This is a genomic window from Pseudomonas sp. B21-017, assembly GCF_024749245.1.
Taxonomy (GTDB): domain Bacteria; phylum Pseudomonadota; class Gammaproteobacteria; order Pseudomonadales; family Pseudomonadaceae; genus Aquipseudomonas.
The window spans coordinates 5,598,068-5,612,663 of the sequence record NZ_CP087194.1 but is presented as its reverse complement, the minus strand read 5'-3'; the positions used below and the strand labels follow the sequence as shown (position 1 = coordinate 5,612,663).

The 14,596-nt window shown below is 59.4% G+C and carries 11 protein-coding genes and 3 tRNA genes; 10 read left to right on the top strand and 4 right to left on the bottom strand.

All coding sequences use genetic code 11. The features are described 5' to 3' along the window. Position 1: 1 nt before the first annotated feature. The 4 genes from LOY28_RS25485 to thiO are packed head-to-tail and all read left to right on the top strand — an operon-like array spanning position 2 to position 5,162. The gene (locus LOY28_RS25485) at positions 2 to 481 is read left to right on the top strand and encodes a PilX N-terminal domain-containing pilus assembly protein (RefSeq protein ID WP_018925893.1); all 480 of its coding nucleotides are present in this window, start codon (positions 2 to 4) and stop codon (positions 479 to 481) included. Next, positions 468 to 3,590, top strand: a complete 3,123-nt coding sequence (locus LOY28_RS25480) for a pilus assembly protein (RefSeq protein WP_258612697.1) — start codon at positions 468 to 470, stop codon at positions 3,588 to 3,590. The genes LOY28_RS25485 and LOY28_RS25480 overlap by 14 nt, the downstream gene beginning before the upstream one ends. Positions 3,591 to 3,603: 13 nt before the next feature. Beyond that, entirely contained in the window at positions 3,604 to 4,005 is a 402-nt protein-coding gene (locus LOY28_RS25475; protein WP_018925895.1) for a type IV pilin protein, read from the top strand. 56 nt (positions 4,006 to 4,061) lie between these two features. Then, positions 4,062 to 5,162 carry a glycine oxidase ThiO gene (gene thiO / locus LOY28_RS25470; RefSeq protein ID WP_258612696.1) on the top strand — a complete coding sequence of 367 codons (1,101 nt, stop codon included), beginning with the start codon at positions 4,062 to 4,064 and terminating at the stop codon, positions 5,160 to 5,162. A gap of 19 nt (positions 5,163 to 5,181) precedes the next feature. Here thiO and LOY28_RS25465 read toward each other — a convergent pair whose 3' ends face one another. The 4 genes from LOY28_RS25465 to LOY28_RS25450 all read right to left on the bottom strand — a co-directional run bounded on the left by LOY28_RS25465 (position 5,182) and on the right by LOY28_RS25450 (position 9,490). Continuing rightward, positions 5,182 to 6,528, bottom strand: a complete 1,347-nt coding sequence (locus LOY28_RS25465) for a sigma-54 dependent transcriptional regulator (protein ID WP_064620439.1) — start codon at positions 6,526 to 6,528, stop codon at positions 5,182 to 5,184. Continuing rightward, the gene (locus tag LOY28_RS25460) at positions 6,525 to 8,114 is read right to left on the bottom strand and encodes a PAS domain-containing sensor histidine kinase (protein WP_064620435.1); all 1,590 of its coding nucleotides are present in this window, start codon (positions 8,112 to 8,114) and stop codon (positions 6,525 to 6,527) included. Before LOY28_RS25460 ends, LOY28_RS25465 begins: the two co-directional genes overlap by 4 nt. Then, positions 8,104 to 8,337, bottom strand: a complete 234-nt coding sequence (locus tag LOY28_RS25455) for a PP0621 family protein (RefSeq protein WP_007938406.1) — start codon at positions 8,335 to 8,337, stop codon at positions 8,104 to 8,106. Before LOY28_RS25455 ends, LOY28_RS25460 begins: the two co-directional genes overlap by 11 nt. A gap of 136 nt (positions 8,338 to 8,473) precedes the next feature. Then, on the bottom strand, positions 8,474 to 9,490 hold the full coding sequence (locus LOY28_RS25450) for an outer membrane protein assembly factor BamD (RefSeq protein WP_064620430.1): 1,017 nt from the start codon (positions 9,488 to 9,490) through the stop codon (positions 8,474 to 8,476). 151 nt (positions 9,491 to 9,641) lie between these two features. Here LOY28_RS25450 and rluD point away from each other — a divergent pair, with 151 nt between their 5' ends. From rluD to LOY28_RS25420, 6 genes are all read left to right on the top strand, one after another. Beyond that, a complete protein-coding gene (rluD, locus tag LOY28_RS25445) occupies positions 9,642 to 10,604 on the top strand; it encodes a 23S rRNA pseudouridine(1911/1915/1917) synthase RluD (protein ID WP_007901932.1) in 963 nt (320 codons plus the stop codon). Next, on the top strand, positions 10,601 to 11,323 hold the full coding sequence (gene pgeF, locus LOY28_RS25440) for a peptidoglycan editing factor PgeF (RefSeq protein WP_111454246.1): 723 nt from the start codon (positions 10,601 to 10,603) through the stop codon (positions 11,321 to 11,323). The genes rluD and pgeF overlap by 4 nt, the downstream gene beginning before the upstream one ends. 130 nt (positions 11,324 to 11,453) lie before the next feature. Continuing rightward, on the top strand, positions 11,454 to 14,018 hold the full coding sequence (gene clpB / locus LOY28_RS25435) for an ATP-dependent chaperone ClpB (protein WP_018925901.1): 2,565 nt from the start codon (positions 11,454 to 11,456) through the stop codon (positions 14,016 to 14,018). A gap of 299 nt (positions 14,019 to 14,317) precedes the next feature. Beyond that, positions 14,318 to 14,393, top strand: a tRNA-Asn gene (locus LOY28_RS25430). 9 nt (positions 14,394 to 14,402) lie between these two features. Continuing rightward, positions 14,403 to 14,479, top strand: a tRNA-Pro gene (locus LOY28_RS25425). Between the two features lie 5 nt (positions 14,480 to 14,484). After that, positions 14,485 to 14,560: transfer RNA gene (locus tag LOY28_RS25420), tRNA-Lys, on the top strand. The last annotated feature ends 36 nt before the right edge of the window (positions 14,561 to 14,596 follow it).

Genomic DNA, 14,596 nt, shown 5'->3' with positions numbered 1-14,596 from the left:
GATGAGTCGTGCGTCCATGACATCTCACGTCCAGCGCGGCATGGCGCTGTTGGTCAGCCTGGTGTTTCTCCTGGTGCTGACATTGATCGGTCTCTCGTCGATGCAGAGCGCCACGTTGCAGGAGAAAATGACCAGCAGCGTGATCCTGCGCAACCAGTCGTTCCAGGGCGCGGAAGCGGCGTTGCGGGTCGGTGAAAGCGCGGTGCAACTGAACTCCTACTCATTGCCGGTCTGCAGTGGCACCAGCCAGTGCGCACCGCCGGCCGAGGCGTCGGTCATTACCGCCGCCGGGTTCAACTCCACCTCGGGGGTGAACTGGATCGCCTCCGGTAGCGGCTTTTACGGAGTGCAGAACATTGGCACTACCCTGACTGCCGTGAATGTGCCGAGCAACACGTCGGCAACCCTTTATCGGGTGACCGCCGTGGGCATCGCGGGCAGCTCGCGCAGTGTGGTGGAGAGTATTTATGCGAAGTACTGAGACCCGCACAGGCTGGCGCCATTGGTTACTGCAGCTGCTCTGCGGCGCGGTCTTGAGCCTTTACCTGGCCGCGCCGACCTACGCCTTCACGCCCTCGGATTCTCCGCTGTTGAGCGCCGCCGCCGTGCCTGCCAATGTGATGCTGCTGCTCGATGACTCGGGGAGTATGAACAACATTATCTGGGCGGCCGGCTTCGACCCGACGGTCGCACGCACCCCGGTGACGATTTGCCTCTCCAATGGTTCGTGCAACAAAGGCCGCGACCTGGACATGACCGATAACAATATCGCCTTGTCGAGTTTGAATCATGGAACATGCTCGAAGGCCGGATGGTACGGTTTTTATAAAAACAGCCTTCTCGGTCTGGATTCGCTTTGCCTGAAGCTTCCCGATCCGGTGGGAAGCGAGGACACGCGGTATACGGCGAATTATTTGTCCTACCTGATCAGCCTGGCCAACAACACTGACCGGGACTTCACCGACGGCTCGATCCCCAACGATTACCGGATGAACGTGGCGCGCAACGTTTCCAAGACGTTGGTGGCCAATAACCGTTCGCTGCGCATCGGCCTGTCGACGTTCAACCTGGCGGTCGGCAACCATAAGAATGACGGCGGTTACATCGCCCGCTCGATCAGCGATTTGTCGGCGGTCAGTGGCACTGTGACCCAGGCTCAGGCCGATACCAATTACACCTCACTGATCGCCGGGATCGACGAGCTGAGCGCGCAAGCCAATACGCCGCTGGCGGAAGCCTATTACGAGATCACTCGTTATTTCCGTGGCATGGCGCCGTACAACAACTCGACGCCCGACACCTATACCAGTCCGATTCAGTACCGTTGCCAGAAAAACTACGGGGTGGTGATCACCGATGGTCTGCCGACCTACGACCGAACCTTTCCGACCGATGATCCGCTGGGTGGCAGCCAGTTACCGAACTGGGACGGGATCAGCAGTAACGATGGTACCGATCCCTCAGGCGACGATGAGGGCGACACCCTGTACCTGGATGACATTGCCAAGTTCGCCTTCGATATCGACATGCGTTCCACGGGAACCGATGCCACGGGCAAAAGCTGGAACGCCCTGGATTTTCCCAAGCAGAACATGAACACCTATACCGTGGGTTTCACCGCTGCAAACCAGATGTTGGCGGATGCCGCGACCTACGGGCAGGGCAAGTACTACCAGGCGAGCGACAGTGCGGGACTTAACAATGCATTGTCTGCAGCCTTGAGCGACATCACTTCCAAGGCCGGCTCAGGTGGCAGTGGCGTGGCCAGCGGCACGACCCTGACCAGCGACTCGAGCTATTTCCAGACCAGCTACGATCCCAAGGACTGGCGGGGTACGATCAAGTCCTTTGGCTTCACGTCGGCGGGCGCGGTTAACACCGCCGCTGTGCTATGGACGACCGACACCACCATCGTGCCCGGTGCCACTGCGCCGACCTACCAGTCCTGGAACACGCAGACCAACGCCGCGGTCACCCTGGCTTACAGCAATTTCTCTGCGGCGCAGCAGACCGCCCTCAACCAGGGGCTGCCCACTGGCATCAACGGCAACGATCTGGTGGAGTGGAGCAAGGGCATCAACAAAACCGGGCTGAAAGTTCGCAGTGTATTGCTCGGCGACATCATCAATTCGCCACTCGTGCTGGCTTCACCCACGGACAAAACCGCGTCCGATCTGGTGGCAGACACCAGCTACAGCACTTACCTGACCACCAAAGCCGCCAACATGAATGCCAGCCTGGTGGTGAATGCCAACGACGGTTTTGTAAACATCATCAACTCGGCCAATGGTGTCAGGCGTTATGCCTACATGCCCTCCAGCGTGCTGCCATCGCTGAACGACATCGCTGATCCCACTTACATCAACGGTGTGAGCCACAAGTTTCTGGTCGATGGCCAGGTCGGCGTGTTCGATGCCCAGCTCAACAGCGCCTGGAAAACCCTGGCGATTGGCGGAACGGGGGCGGGCGGCAAAACCTTCTATGCGCTGCAATTGTTCGACGCATCGGCTGGTAATGAAACTAAAGCACTGTGGGAAGTCAGTGCGCCGGCCACGGCCAATACAGCGAACGTTTTCAATGATCTGGGTTATGCCTATGCGCGCCCCGAAGTGGCACGCTTGGCCGATGGTCGCTGGGCCGCGTTTATCTCCAACGGCTATGGCAGCAACTCCGGGGTGGCAGCGTTGTATGTGGTGGATATTCGCGACGGCTCGCTGATCAAGAAAATCGTGGTCGACAGTACCGAAACCACCAACGGCCTGTCGTCGGTGAAGCTCAGAGTCAACTCGCAGAATGTGGTGCAGGCTGCCTACGGGGGCGATCTGAAAGGGCGGTTGTGGAAGTTCGATTTGAGTGGCACCACCCCTGACACCTGGGGCGTGGCGTTTTCCGGCAAGCCGTTGTTCACCACTGCAGGTGGCGCGACCCAGCCGATTACCGCGCAACCGTTGCTGGCGGATCACGTGTTGGGCGGCAAGGAGGTGTTTTTCGGCACCGGCAAATTCAATGAGGTTGCCGACAAGACCAACAAGGATCTGCAGGCGTTCTACGCGGTATGGGATGCCGAGGGGGGCGCAGGACAAATCACCGTTTCCAGTTTGCAGGCGCAGGCGGTGACCGGCGTGTTTTCGGGCAGTACCGGGCAATTCATCACCACCAGCCAGAACGAGGTGACCTACCCGGCCAAGAAAGGCTGGTACCTGCCCCTGGTATACAACAACGTGCTGACGGGGGAGCGGGTGATCTATCAGGCCAGTCTGGTATCGGGGCGAATTGTTTTTACCACGCTCAGTGTGGATACCGTGGACCCCTGTGCCAGCTTCGGTAGCGGCAAACTGGTCGAACTCGATGCGTTCAGCGGTAAGATGCTCAATTACGCGGTACTCGACACCAATGCCGACGGGGTGGTCGATGGCAACGACACGATTTCCAGTGGGGTGATCTTCACCGGTGGTATCCCGACCCTGAACGCGGTCGTCAATGACGCAACCCGCAAGATTGTGAACGACTCCGGTGGTGGCGTGACCACTCTGGTGGAAAAATCCGGTGGCGGCAGCGGCCGTCGCATCATGTGGCGACAAATACAGTAAGTGAGAGTGAGGCATGCGCAGATCCAACCGAGGTTTTACCCTGATCGAAATCATGATCGTGATTGCGATCATCGGGATCGTCATCACCATTGGCTATCCGAGCCTCACCGAGTACATAAAAAAGGGCCGCCGTACTGAAGTCGCCGGGTTGCTTTCCGAGCAGGCGCAGATCCTCGAGCGTTTCTATTCGAAGAATAATGTCTACACCAATGCCACCGGCCTCAGCGCCGGCAATGATTTCTACACCATCACCCCGACCCTGACCGATCAGACCTTCCTGCTGACGGCAACACGCAAGGCCGGTTCGACCATGGCCAGCGACAAGTGCGGTGATTTCACTCTCACCAATACCGGTGTCAGGAGTATGGTCAATGCCGCGTCCGGCCTGGCCACCAAGGATTGCTGGGGGCGCTGAGTTCCTTTTTCGGGCGCCTTTTGCGCCCTCTGTCTATTGAACGGTTGGATCAGAACATGAGCAGTCAACAGCAAGTGGTGATTGTCGGTGGCGGGGTGATTGGCCTGCTGACGGCGTTCAATCTCGCGTCCGAAGTGCAGAGCGTGGTGCTGCTGGACCGCTCGAACGTCGGTCAGGAGTCTTCCTGGGCCGGTGGCGGGATCGTTTCGCCGCTCTACCCATGGCGCTACAGCCCGGCGGTCACTGCACTGGCTCATTGGTCCCAGGATTTTTATCCACAACTGGCCCAGCGTTTGTTCGCTGCTACCGGTGTCGATCCTGAAGTGCACACCACCGGGTTGTATTGGCTGGACCTGGATGACGAGGCCGAAGCACTCGCCTGGGCCAAACGGGAGAACCGTCCGCTGCGGGCTGTGGATATCTCTGCGGCCCACGATGCAGTGCCGGTATTGGGCGCCGGTTTTTCGCGGGCGATCTACATGGCCGATGTGGCCAATGTGCGTAATCCACGGCTGGTGAAGTCCCTCAAGGCCGCCTTGCTGGCGTTGCCGAACGTGACGATCCATGAACAATGCGAGGTCAGCGAATTTATCCGGGAAGGTTCTGCGGTGGTCGGGGTACAGACCTCGACGGGGGCCATTCGGGGTGATGAGGTGGTTTTGACAGCGGGGGCCTGGAGCGGTGACTTGCTGAAAAAGCTGGGCCTGGAGCTGCCGGTCGAACCGGTCAAGGGACAGATGATTCTCTACAAGTGCGCAGCGGACTTCCTGCCGAGCATGGTCCTGGCCAAGGGGCGTTATGCCATTCCCCGGCGCGACGGGCACATCCTGATCGGCAGTACGCTGGAGCATGAGGGCTTCGACAAGACGCCAACCGACACGGCGCTGGAAAGCCTGAAGGCATCGGCGGTGGAATTGATTCCGGCATTGGCGGATGCCGAGGTGGTGGGGCATTGGGCGGGGTTGCGGCCCGGGTCGCCTGAAGGAATCCCCTATATCGGTCGGGTGCCGGGATATGACGGGCTCTGGCTCAACTGCGGGCATTACCGTAACGGGCTGGTGCTGGCGCCGGCGTCATGTCAGTTGTTTGCCGATGTGATGCTGGGGCGGGCGCCGATTATCGACCCTGCGCCGTATGCGCCAGCCGGACGAATCTGACAGAAGAGCTGTTAACGGTTCAATCCAGCCCCAATTTCTTCAGCCTGTAACGCATCGACCGAAATGACAGATTCAATCGCTGGGCCGCCGCCGTGCGGTTCCAGCGGGTTTCTTCCAGGGCCTGGAGGATGAGTTTGCGTTCGACGTTTTCCAGATAGGCTTCCAGATTATCGATCTGTGTCAGGTCTGGCACGCCGCCGTCCGGGTTGCAGTTGCCTTCTGCCAGGCGCAGGTCGCTGGCTTCGATCTGTTTGTTCTCGCACAAGGTGTGAGCCCGTTCGAGCATGTTCTCCAATTCCCGCACGTTTCCAGGAAAGCGATAGTTTTTCAGCGCTTCGAGGGCTTGTGGGTGGAGTTTTGCGGGGGGCTGGCCAGTGCTGGCCGCCAGTCGCTTGAGCATATTGTTGGCCAGAAGCTCAATGTCGTCGCGGCGTTCGCGCAAGGACGGTACTCGCAGCTCGATCACGTTCAGGCGGTAGTACAAGTCCTGGCGAAAGCGTTCGGCGGCGACTTCGGCATCGAGGTCTTTGTGAGTGGCGCAGAGGATGCGCACATCGACCACGGTTTCCTGCTGGCCACCGATGCTGCGAACGGCTTTCTCCTGTATGGCCCGCAGCAGTTTGACCTGCATTGCCAGCGGTAGGTCAGCCACTTCGTCGAGGAACAAAGTACCGCCCTGGGCTGCCTGGAACAGCCCGGGCTTGTCTTCGATGGCGCCGCTGAAACTGCCTTTGCGATGGCCGAAAAACTCGCTTTCCATCAATTCCGACGGGATTGCCCCACAGTTCACCGGGACGAACGGTCGGCTGGCGCGTGGGCCTTGGTCGTGGATAAGTCGGGCGACCAGTTCCTTGCCGCTGCCGGATTCGCCACTGATGTAGACCGGGGCTTGGCTGCGGGCCAGTTTGTCGATTTGTTTGCGCAGGTTGCGCATGGGCAGCGAGTCGCCCAGCAGCCGACGGTCGATGCCGCTGCTGGTGCCGCCTGGCGCTGGCAAGCTCAGGGCGCTGATGACCAGTTCGCGCAGGCGGGTGAGGTCGACCGGTTTGGTCAGGAAGTCGAAGGCGCCGGCCTTGAGGGCATTTATTGCTGTCTCCAGGCTGCCGTAGGCGGTGATCATCGCCACCGGCACTTGCGCATAGCGCTGCTGGATGTGCTGCACCAGCGCCAGACCGGTGCCGTCAGGCAGGCGCATGTCGGTCAGGCACAGGTCGAACGTATCCCGTGCCAGTAGCGCCTGCGCTTCTGCGAGGTTGCGTGCGCTGGAGGTGTCGAGTTTCATCCGTCCCAGGGTGATTTCCAGGAGTTCGCGGATATCCGGCTCGTCGTCGACGATGAGGATTTTTTGCCGTGGGCTCGTGTTCAACTTTGTTTCCGTCCGTGAGCAAAGGTGATGCGAAAGCAGCCGCCGCCTTGGCGTGATTTGAAGTCTAGGCGGGCTTGATTGCTTTCGCACAGCTCACGGGACAGATAAAGCCCCAGGCCAGTACCCTGGCTGCTGGTGGTGAAGAACGGTTCGAACAAGTGAGTACGTTGGTCCGGTGCAACGCCAGGGCCATCGTCCAGGACTTCCAGGGTCGGCAACTGGCTGTCCGGGTCGATAAACAACTCAAGCCAGGCCTGCGCCCGATCATGCTTGAGGGCGCTATGGCGCCAGGCATTGCGCAACAGGTTATCGAGAATCTGGGTCAGCTGATCCGGATCCATCAGGGTTTTGAAGTCTCCCAAGCCGATGCGCAGGTGAATCTGCTGATGTTCTTTCGAGCCTTCGCGGGTTTCGGCGACGAAATGCTCCAGCCACGGCTTCAAATCGAGCCGTTGCGGCACGGTTTGCTGGCGACGGGACAATTGCAGGACGTTTTCGATTACCCGATTCATGCGCTGAGATTGGTCTTGAATAATCTGCGTCAGACGCCGGTCCGCACCGTTCAGTTCCTCGGATTCCTGCAGTAACTGCGCGGCATGACTAATGGCGCCCAGTGGATTGCGGATCTCATGGGCAATCCCGGCGGTCAGGCGACCGAGGGCGGCGAGTTTCAGTTGTTGGGCCTGTTGGGCGATTTGGGCGAGGTCTTCGAGAAAAACCAGCGTCTGGTGGTGCGGGCTTTGGTCCAGGGCAATGAAGCTTGGTTGCAGCTCGAGGCCGTTGCTGGCGATCTGCAGGCTTTGCGGGCGCAACGTTGGATTGTTGAGCCACAGTTGGAGCCGCTCGACCAACGGTATCGAGTAATCGTCGATCAACTGGCCGTCCAGTTTTTCCTGCCCCAGCAAGGTCAAGGCGCTGTGATTGGCCAGTTGCACCCGCCGCTGGTTGTCGAGCACCAGAATGCCTGTGCGCATGCGTTGCAGGATCAGTGCGTTGAGGGCTTCGAGACCGAGCACTTCACTGGCCCGCTGTTCGGCCAGGGTTTCGCTGACCTCCAATCGTCGGGTCAATCCCTGCACCAGCAGCGCCGCGGCAAAACACAGGGCGCCGAGGGTGCCGATTTGCAGGTAATCACTGGGGCTGGCGGGGTGGTTGAAGCTCAGGATGAAGCTCAAACCCACGATGCCAAGGGCACCGACCGCTGCGATCAGCAGACCGACACGCCCGCGCAGCAAGGTATTGCTGATGGCTACTGAGACGATCAGCAAATTGCCGATGGCACTGGCCATGCCGCCCGCGGCATAGAACAGGCCGCACAGCAGCAGGACATCGACCAGCGCCAGGCCGAACAGCTGCGCGGGGCGTCGGGTGTTCCCCAAAAAGACCACCAGCAGGATATTCAGCACCAGGTACAACCAGCTGCCGTTGCGCAGCAGGTCGTCATTGGCGAACTTCAGCAACTGGTTGTCCATGTTGCTGGAGATCAACAGCACCAGGGTGATGCCGACGCTTAAGCGGTAGAGGTGATAGAGGCGCAGCAGTCGCTGGGCCTGTTTGTTGCCTGGGCTGGGCGTCTCAGCGATCACTTGAGCCCGGGCCTTGCTCAAGGTGAGCCTGGCTGCAATACCACTGTTGTTCGAGTTTCAACGCGCGGTCGCGGGGCAGGTGTACGCCGCAATGAGCACAGCGAACCATGGGTGGAGCATCTTGCTCGCGCGGCATATTGGCGACCGACGTCGGGCCCTTGAACTTGCGCCAGAACCATACGGCAGCGGCAATCAGGGCGATCCAGAACAATAGACGAAGCATGGTGAGCTGCTTTTTGATTAATGAATTGGCAGTTTAGCCAAGGACGGGTCAAGCGCACAGCGCAATACGCTCACCCTAAAGTCCGGCAATAAAAAAGGCGCCTCGAAAGGCGCCTTCCCGGTACAACATCCCCGCGTCAGTCGAACAGGCCGAAGGTCATGTGACTGAACCAGGAACGGTCGGTGTTGCTGGACTCGGGTTCCGGTTCTTCGATCACATCGCCGTTTTCATCTTTAGGCTTGAGCTCGTTCGGAATCGCGTCCTTGGCATCCTGGAACTGCTTCTGCACGTCCTGGTTGGCGCGGGTTTCGCCCGGCGGCAGTGGCGGACGGGATTCGATCAGGCCCAGGGTGGCCTTGCTCAGCCACGAACGGTTGTCGGCTTCGGCTACCGATGGCACGAACTGACCGTCCACCAGGCTCGGGTGGTTCGGGTAGTTGAGTTTCAGGGTTTCGAGGCTGGTCGCAGCCAGTTCGTCCAGGTGCAGGCGCTGGTAGGCTTCGGTCATCACCGCCAGGCCGTCACCGACCGATGGGGTTTCCTGGAAGTTTTCCACTACATAACGGCCACGGTTGGCGGCGGCAACGTAGGCCTGACGGGTCAGGTAGTAGTCGGCAACGTGGATTTCATAGGCCGCCAGCAGGTTGCGCAGGTAAATCATGCGCTGCTTGGCGTCCGGCGCGTAGCGGCTGTTCGGGTAGCGGCTGGTCAGCTGGGCGAACTCGTTGTAGGAGTCGCGGGCAGCGCCCGGGTCACGCTTGGTCATGTCCAGTGGCAGGAAGCGCGCCAGCATGCCGACGTCTTGGTCAAAAGAGGTCAGACCCTTGAGGTAGTAGGCGTAATCGACGTTCGGGTGCTGCGGGTGCAGGCGAATGAATCGCTCGGCAGCGGACTTCGCAGCCTCAGGCTCGGAGTTCTTGTAGTTGGCGTAGATGAGCTCGAGTTGAGCCTGATCGGCATAGCGACCGAACGGATAACGCGACTCCAGGGCCTTCAGCTTGGCTGTGGCGGCGGTGTAGCTATTGTTGTCCAGATCGTGCTGAGCCTGCTGGTACAGCTCGACTTCGCTCAGGTTTTCGTCTACGACTTCCTTCGATGAGCAAGCAGCGGTCAATGCGAGGATGGCGATCAGCAGCAGGTGTTTCACTTGCATGGCGGCTTGCGTCCCTATGACGGCCGCTGTCTTGGGCGGGGCCGTCCTGTTATGATGAGTGCCCCGTTGAAAAGCCTCGGGGCAAAAGACGCCGTATTTAACCACAAGCGCGCAGCCGAAACCAAAGGCTGTGCCGACGCCTAGTCTGAGCATGTCCGATAAAATTGAACTTCGCGCAGAGGTGCCGTCCGAATTGGGCGGCCAACGCCTCGATCAAGTCGCCGCACAATTATTCGCTGAGCACTCGCGCTCGCGCCTTTCCGCCTGGATCAAAGACGGCCGCCTGACTGTGGATGGGGCGGTTATCCGCCCGCGAGACATCGTTCACGGTGGCGCCATTCTTGAACTGACTGCCGAGCAGGAAGCTCAGGGCGAATGGATCGCTCAAGACATCGAGCTGGACATCGTCTATGAAGACGACGACATCCTGGTGATCAACAAGCCTGCGGGCCTGGTGGTGCATCCGGCCGCCGGTCACGCCGACGGCACCTTGCTCAACGCCTTGCTGCACCACGTGCCGGACATCATCAATGTGCCCCGCGCCGGTATCGTGCATCGCCTGGACAAGGACACCACCGGTCTGATGGTGGTGGCCAAGACCATTCAGGCGCAGACACAGCTGGTCACGCAATTGCAGAGCCGCAGCGTCAGCCGGATCTACGAGTGCATCGTGATTGGTGTAGTGACCGCAGGCGGCAAGATCAACGCGCCGATCGGTCGTCACGGCCAGCAACGCCAGCGCATGGCGGTGATGGAAGGTGGCAAGCAAGCCGTCAGTCACTACCGCGTGCTCGAGCGTTTCCGCTCCCACACTCATGTGCGAGTGAAGCTGGAAACCGGTCGTACGCACCAGATTCGCGTGCACATGGCGCACATCAACTACCCGTTGGTCGGAGATCCGGCCTATGGCGGTCGTTTCCGTATTCCACCGGCCGCCAGCGTGACCATGGTCGAATCCCTGAAGAATTTCCCGCGTCAGGCGCTGCATGCGCGGTTCCTGGAGCTGGATCATCCGACCACCGGTAAACGCATGAGCTGGGAATCGCCACTGCCGGATGACTTCGTCTGGTTGCTGTCGCTGCTCAAGCAAGACCGCGAGGCGTTCATCGGATGACCTGGCTGACGCCTGACTGGCCCGCGCCGGCCAGCGTCAAAGCCTGCGTTACCACCCGTGCGGGCGGCGTCAGTCTGGCGCCGTTCGACAGCCTCAACCTCGGCGATCACGTCGACGACAGCCCTGAAGCCGTCGCCGAAAACCGCCGTCGTCTCACCGATCGTTTCTCGATTCAGCCGGCCTGGTTGCAACAGGTTCACGGCATTGTCGTGGCCCAAGCGGACCCGAACCTGGTAGCCACTGCCGACGCCAGCTGGACGGCAACACCCGGTATCGCTTGCACAGCGATGACCGCCGACTGCCTTCCTGCGCTGTTTTGCGACCGTGCCGGCACCCGCGTCGCTGCCGCCCATGCCGGTTGGCGCGGGCTGGCGGCGGGTGTGCTGGAGGCGACCCTCGACAGTCTGGCTGTACCGCCCGAAGACGTACTGGTCTGGCTCGGCCCGGCCATTGGCCCTCAAGCCTTTGAAGTCGGCCCGGAAGTGCGCGAAACCTTCGTCCAGCAATTGCCTGAAGCAGCCAAAGCCTTCGTGCCGAGCCAGAATGCCGGCAAGTTCATGGCCGACATCTATGAACTGGCGCGTTTACGTCTGGCCGCTCGCGGGGTTACCGCTGTTTATGGCGGCGGATTCTGTACCGTGACTGATCCTCGCTTCTTTTCTTACCGCCGCAGTCCACGCACCGGCCGGTTTGCCTCTCTGATCTGGCTCGAACGCTAGACTTCTCTGATCTACATCAACTGCACGACGCTTGAATCTCCCAGAATCGACCACATCTATAGCGGTATCTGGCAGGTTTCTTTATTCGGGATGTTTATAGGTCCGGCCTGCTCAAAAGGAAGGTGAACCCATGCGTATAGACCGTTTAACCAGCAAGCTGCAGTTAGCCTTGTCCGACGCCCAGTCCCTGGCTGTCGGCCTCGATCATCCGGCCATTGAACCGGCGCATTTGATGCAGGCCATGCTTGAACAGCAGGGCGGTTCGATCAAACCCCTGCTGATGCAGGTGGGTTTCGACGTCAACAGCCTGCGTAAAGAACTGACCAAAGCGCTCGATCAGCTGCCGAAAATCCAGAACCCGACCGGCGACGTGAACATGTCGCAGGATCTGGCACGCCTGCTCAACCAGGCCGATCGCCTGGCCCAGCAGAAGGGTGACCAATTCATCTCCAGCGAACTGGTGCTGCTCGCCGCGATGGACGAGAACAGCAAGCTCGGCAAATTGCTGCTCGGCCAGGGCGTGAGCAAAAAGGCGCTGGAAAACGCGATCAACAATCTGCGCGGCGGTGAGGCGGTTAATGACGCCAACCAGGAGGAGTCTCGGCAGGCGCTGGATAAATACACCATCGACCTGACCAAGCGCGCCGAAGAGGGCAAGCTCGATCCGGTGATCGGCCGTGACGATGAAATTCGCCGCACCATTCAGGTACTGCAACGCCGCACCAAGAACAACCCGGTGCTGATCGGTGAACCTGGCGTGGGTAAAACCGCCATCGCCGAAGGCCTGGCTCAGCGCATCATCAACGGTGAAGTGCCGGACGGTCTCAAAGGCAGGCGCCTTTTGTCCCTGGACATGGGGGCATTGATTGCCGGTGCCAAATACCGCGGTGAGTTCGAAGAGCGCCTCAAGTCCCTGCTCAATGAACTGTCGAAGCAGGAAGGGCAGATCATTCTGTTCATCGACGAATTGCACACCATGGTCGGCGCGGGCAAGGGCGAAGGCTCGATGGACGCGGGCAACATGCTCAAACCGGCATTGGCTCGCGGTGAGCTGCATTGCGTCGGTGCGACCACGCTCAACGAGTACCGTCAATATATAGAGAAGGATGCGGCCCTCGAGCGGCGCTTCCAGAAGGTCTTGGTGGACGAGCCGAGCGAAGAAGACACCATCGCCATCCTGCGTGGTCTGAAAGAGCGCTACGAAGTTCACCACAAGGTGGCAATCACCGACGGTGCAATCATCGCCGCGGCCAAGCTCAGTCATCGCTACATCACGGACCGCCAGTTGCCGGACAAGGCCATCGACCTGATCGACGAAGCCGCCAGCCGCATCCGCATGGAAATCGATTCCAAGCCGGAAGTGCTGGACCGTCTGGAGCGTCGCCTGATTCAGCTGAAGGTGGAATCCCAGGCGCTGAAGAAAGAAAGCGACGACGCGGCGAAGAAACGTCTGGAAAAATTGCAGGAAGAAATCGCCCGTCACGAGCGTGAGTATTCGGATCTCGAAGAGATCTGGAACTCGGAAAAAGCCGAGGTCCAGGGTTCGGCACAGATCCAGCAGAAAATCGAACAGTCCCGTCAGGAACTGGAAGCCGCGCGCCGTAAAGGCGACCTGAACCGCATGGCCGAGCTGCAATACGGGGTAATCCCGGATCTGGAGCGCAGCCTGCAAATGGTCGACCAGCACGGTAAAAGCGAAAACCAGTTGTTGCGCAGCAAGGTGACTGAAGAAGAGATCGCTGAAGTCGTGTCGAAATGGACCGGCATCCCCGTGGCGAAAATGCTCGAGGGCGAGCGCGAAAAACTGATGAAGATGGAAAGCCTGTTGCACCAACGTGTGATCGGTCAGGACGAAGCAGTGATCGCCGTCTCCAACGCAGTGCGGCGTTCCCGTGCCGGGTTGTCCGATCCGAATCGCCCGAGCGGTTCGTTCATGTTCCTCGGCCCGACCGGTGTCGGTAAAACCGAGTTGTGCAAGGCGCTGGCCGAGTTCCTCTTTGATACTGAAGAGGCGATGGTACGGATCGACATGTCCGAGTTCATGGAGAAGCATTCCGTGGCTCGTCTGATCGGCGCGCCACCGGGCTACGTGGGCTATGAGGAGGGCGGTTACCTGACCGAGGCGGTGCGTCGCAAGCCTTATTCAGTGATCCTGCTGGATGAGGTCGAGAAGGCCCACCCGGATGTGTTCAACATCTTGCTGCAAGTGCTCGAAGATGGCCGTTTGACCGACAGCCATGGCCGCACGGTGGATTTCAAAAATACCGTGATCGTCATGACCTCCAACCTGGGCTCGGTACAGATCCAGGAACTGATAGGGGATCGCGAAGCGCAGCGTGCAGCGGTGATGGATGCGATTTCCACGCACTTCCGGCCGGAGTTCATCAACCGGGTCGACGAAGTGGTGATCTTCGAGCCACTGGCTCGGGATCAGATCGCGGGCATTACCGAGATCCAGTTGGGTCGCCTGCGTAGCCGTCTGACCGAGCGCGAGCTGAAGCTTGAGCTGAGTCCGGAAGCGATGGATAAGCTGATCGCCGTCGGTTACGACCCAGTCTATGGCGCACGGCCGCTCAAACGGGCGATCCAGCGTTGGATCGAGAACCCGCTGGCACAGCTGATTCTATCGGGTCGTTTCATGCCCGGAGAGACCGCCAAAGGTGTGGTGGAGCACGACGAAATCGTCTTTGTCTGATCCCCAGTGGCAACAAAATGAAAGAGGCCTCGCATTGCGAGGCCTTTTTTTCGATAGGCTGTTGAACTCAAAGGAAAATGCTTGTAAAGTGCGCCCCGCAGTAAGTCACCCCGAGAGGGTTTCTGCTCCCCAAGCAGGAATCTGAAATAAGTTGCAAATCATTAACTTGAAAGCAATTTAGGGGGTTGACAGAGGTGCTTAAGATTGTAGAATAGCGCGCCTCAGACACACGAACGCAGCGATGCGAACGGGTCGAAGAGGTGAAGCAAGCTTCACAGTTGTAAATTGAAATATGTAGTTCCGTGATAGCTCAGTCGGTAGAGCAAATGACTGTTAATCATTGGGTCCCAGGTTCGAGTCCTGGTCACGGAGCCAATTTCAAACCGGGGTATAGCGCAGTCCGGTAGCGCGCCTGCTTTGGGAGCAGGATGTCAGGAGTTCGAATCCCCTTACCCCGACCATTTTTGGGTCGTTAGCTCAGTTGGTAGAGCAGTTGGCTTTTAACCAATTGGTCGTAGGTTCGAATCCCACACGACCCACCATTTTTGAAACCAGTTAACGCTGGGATCGAATCTTAA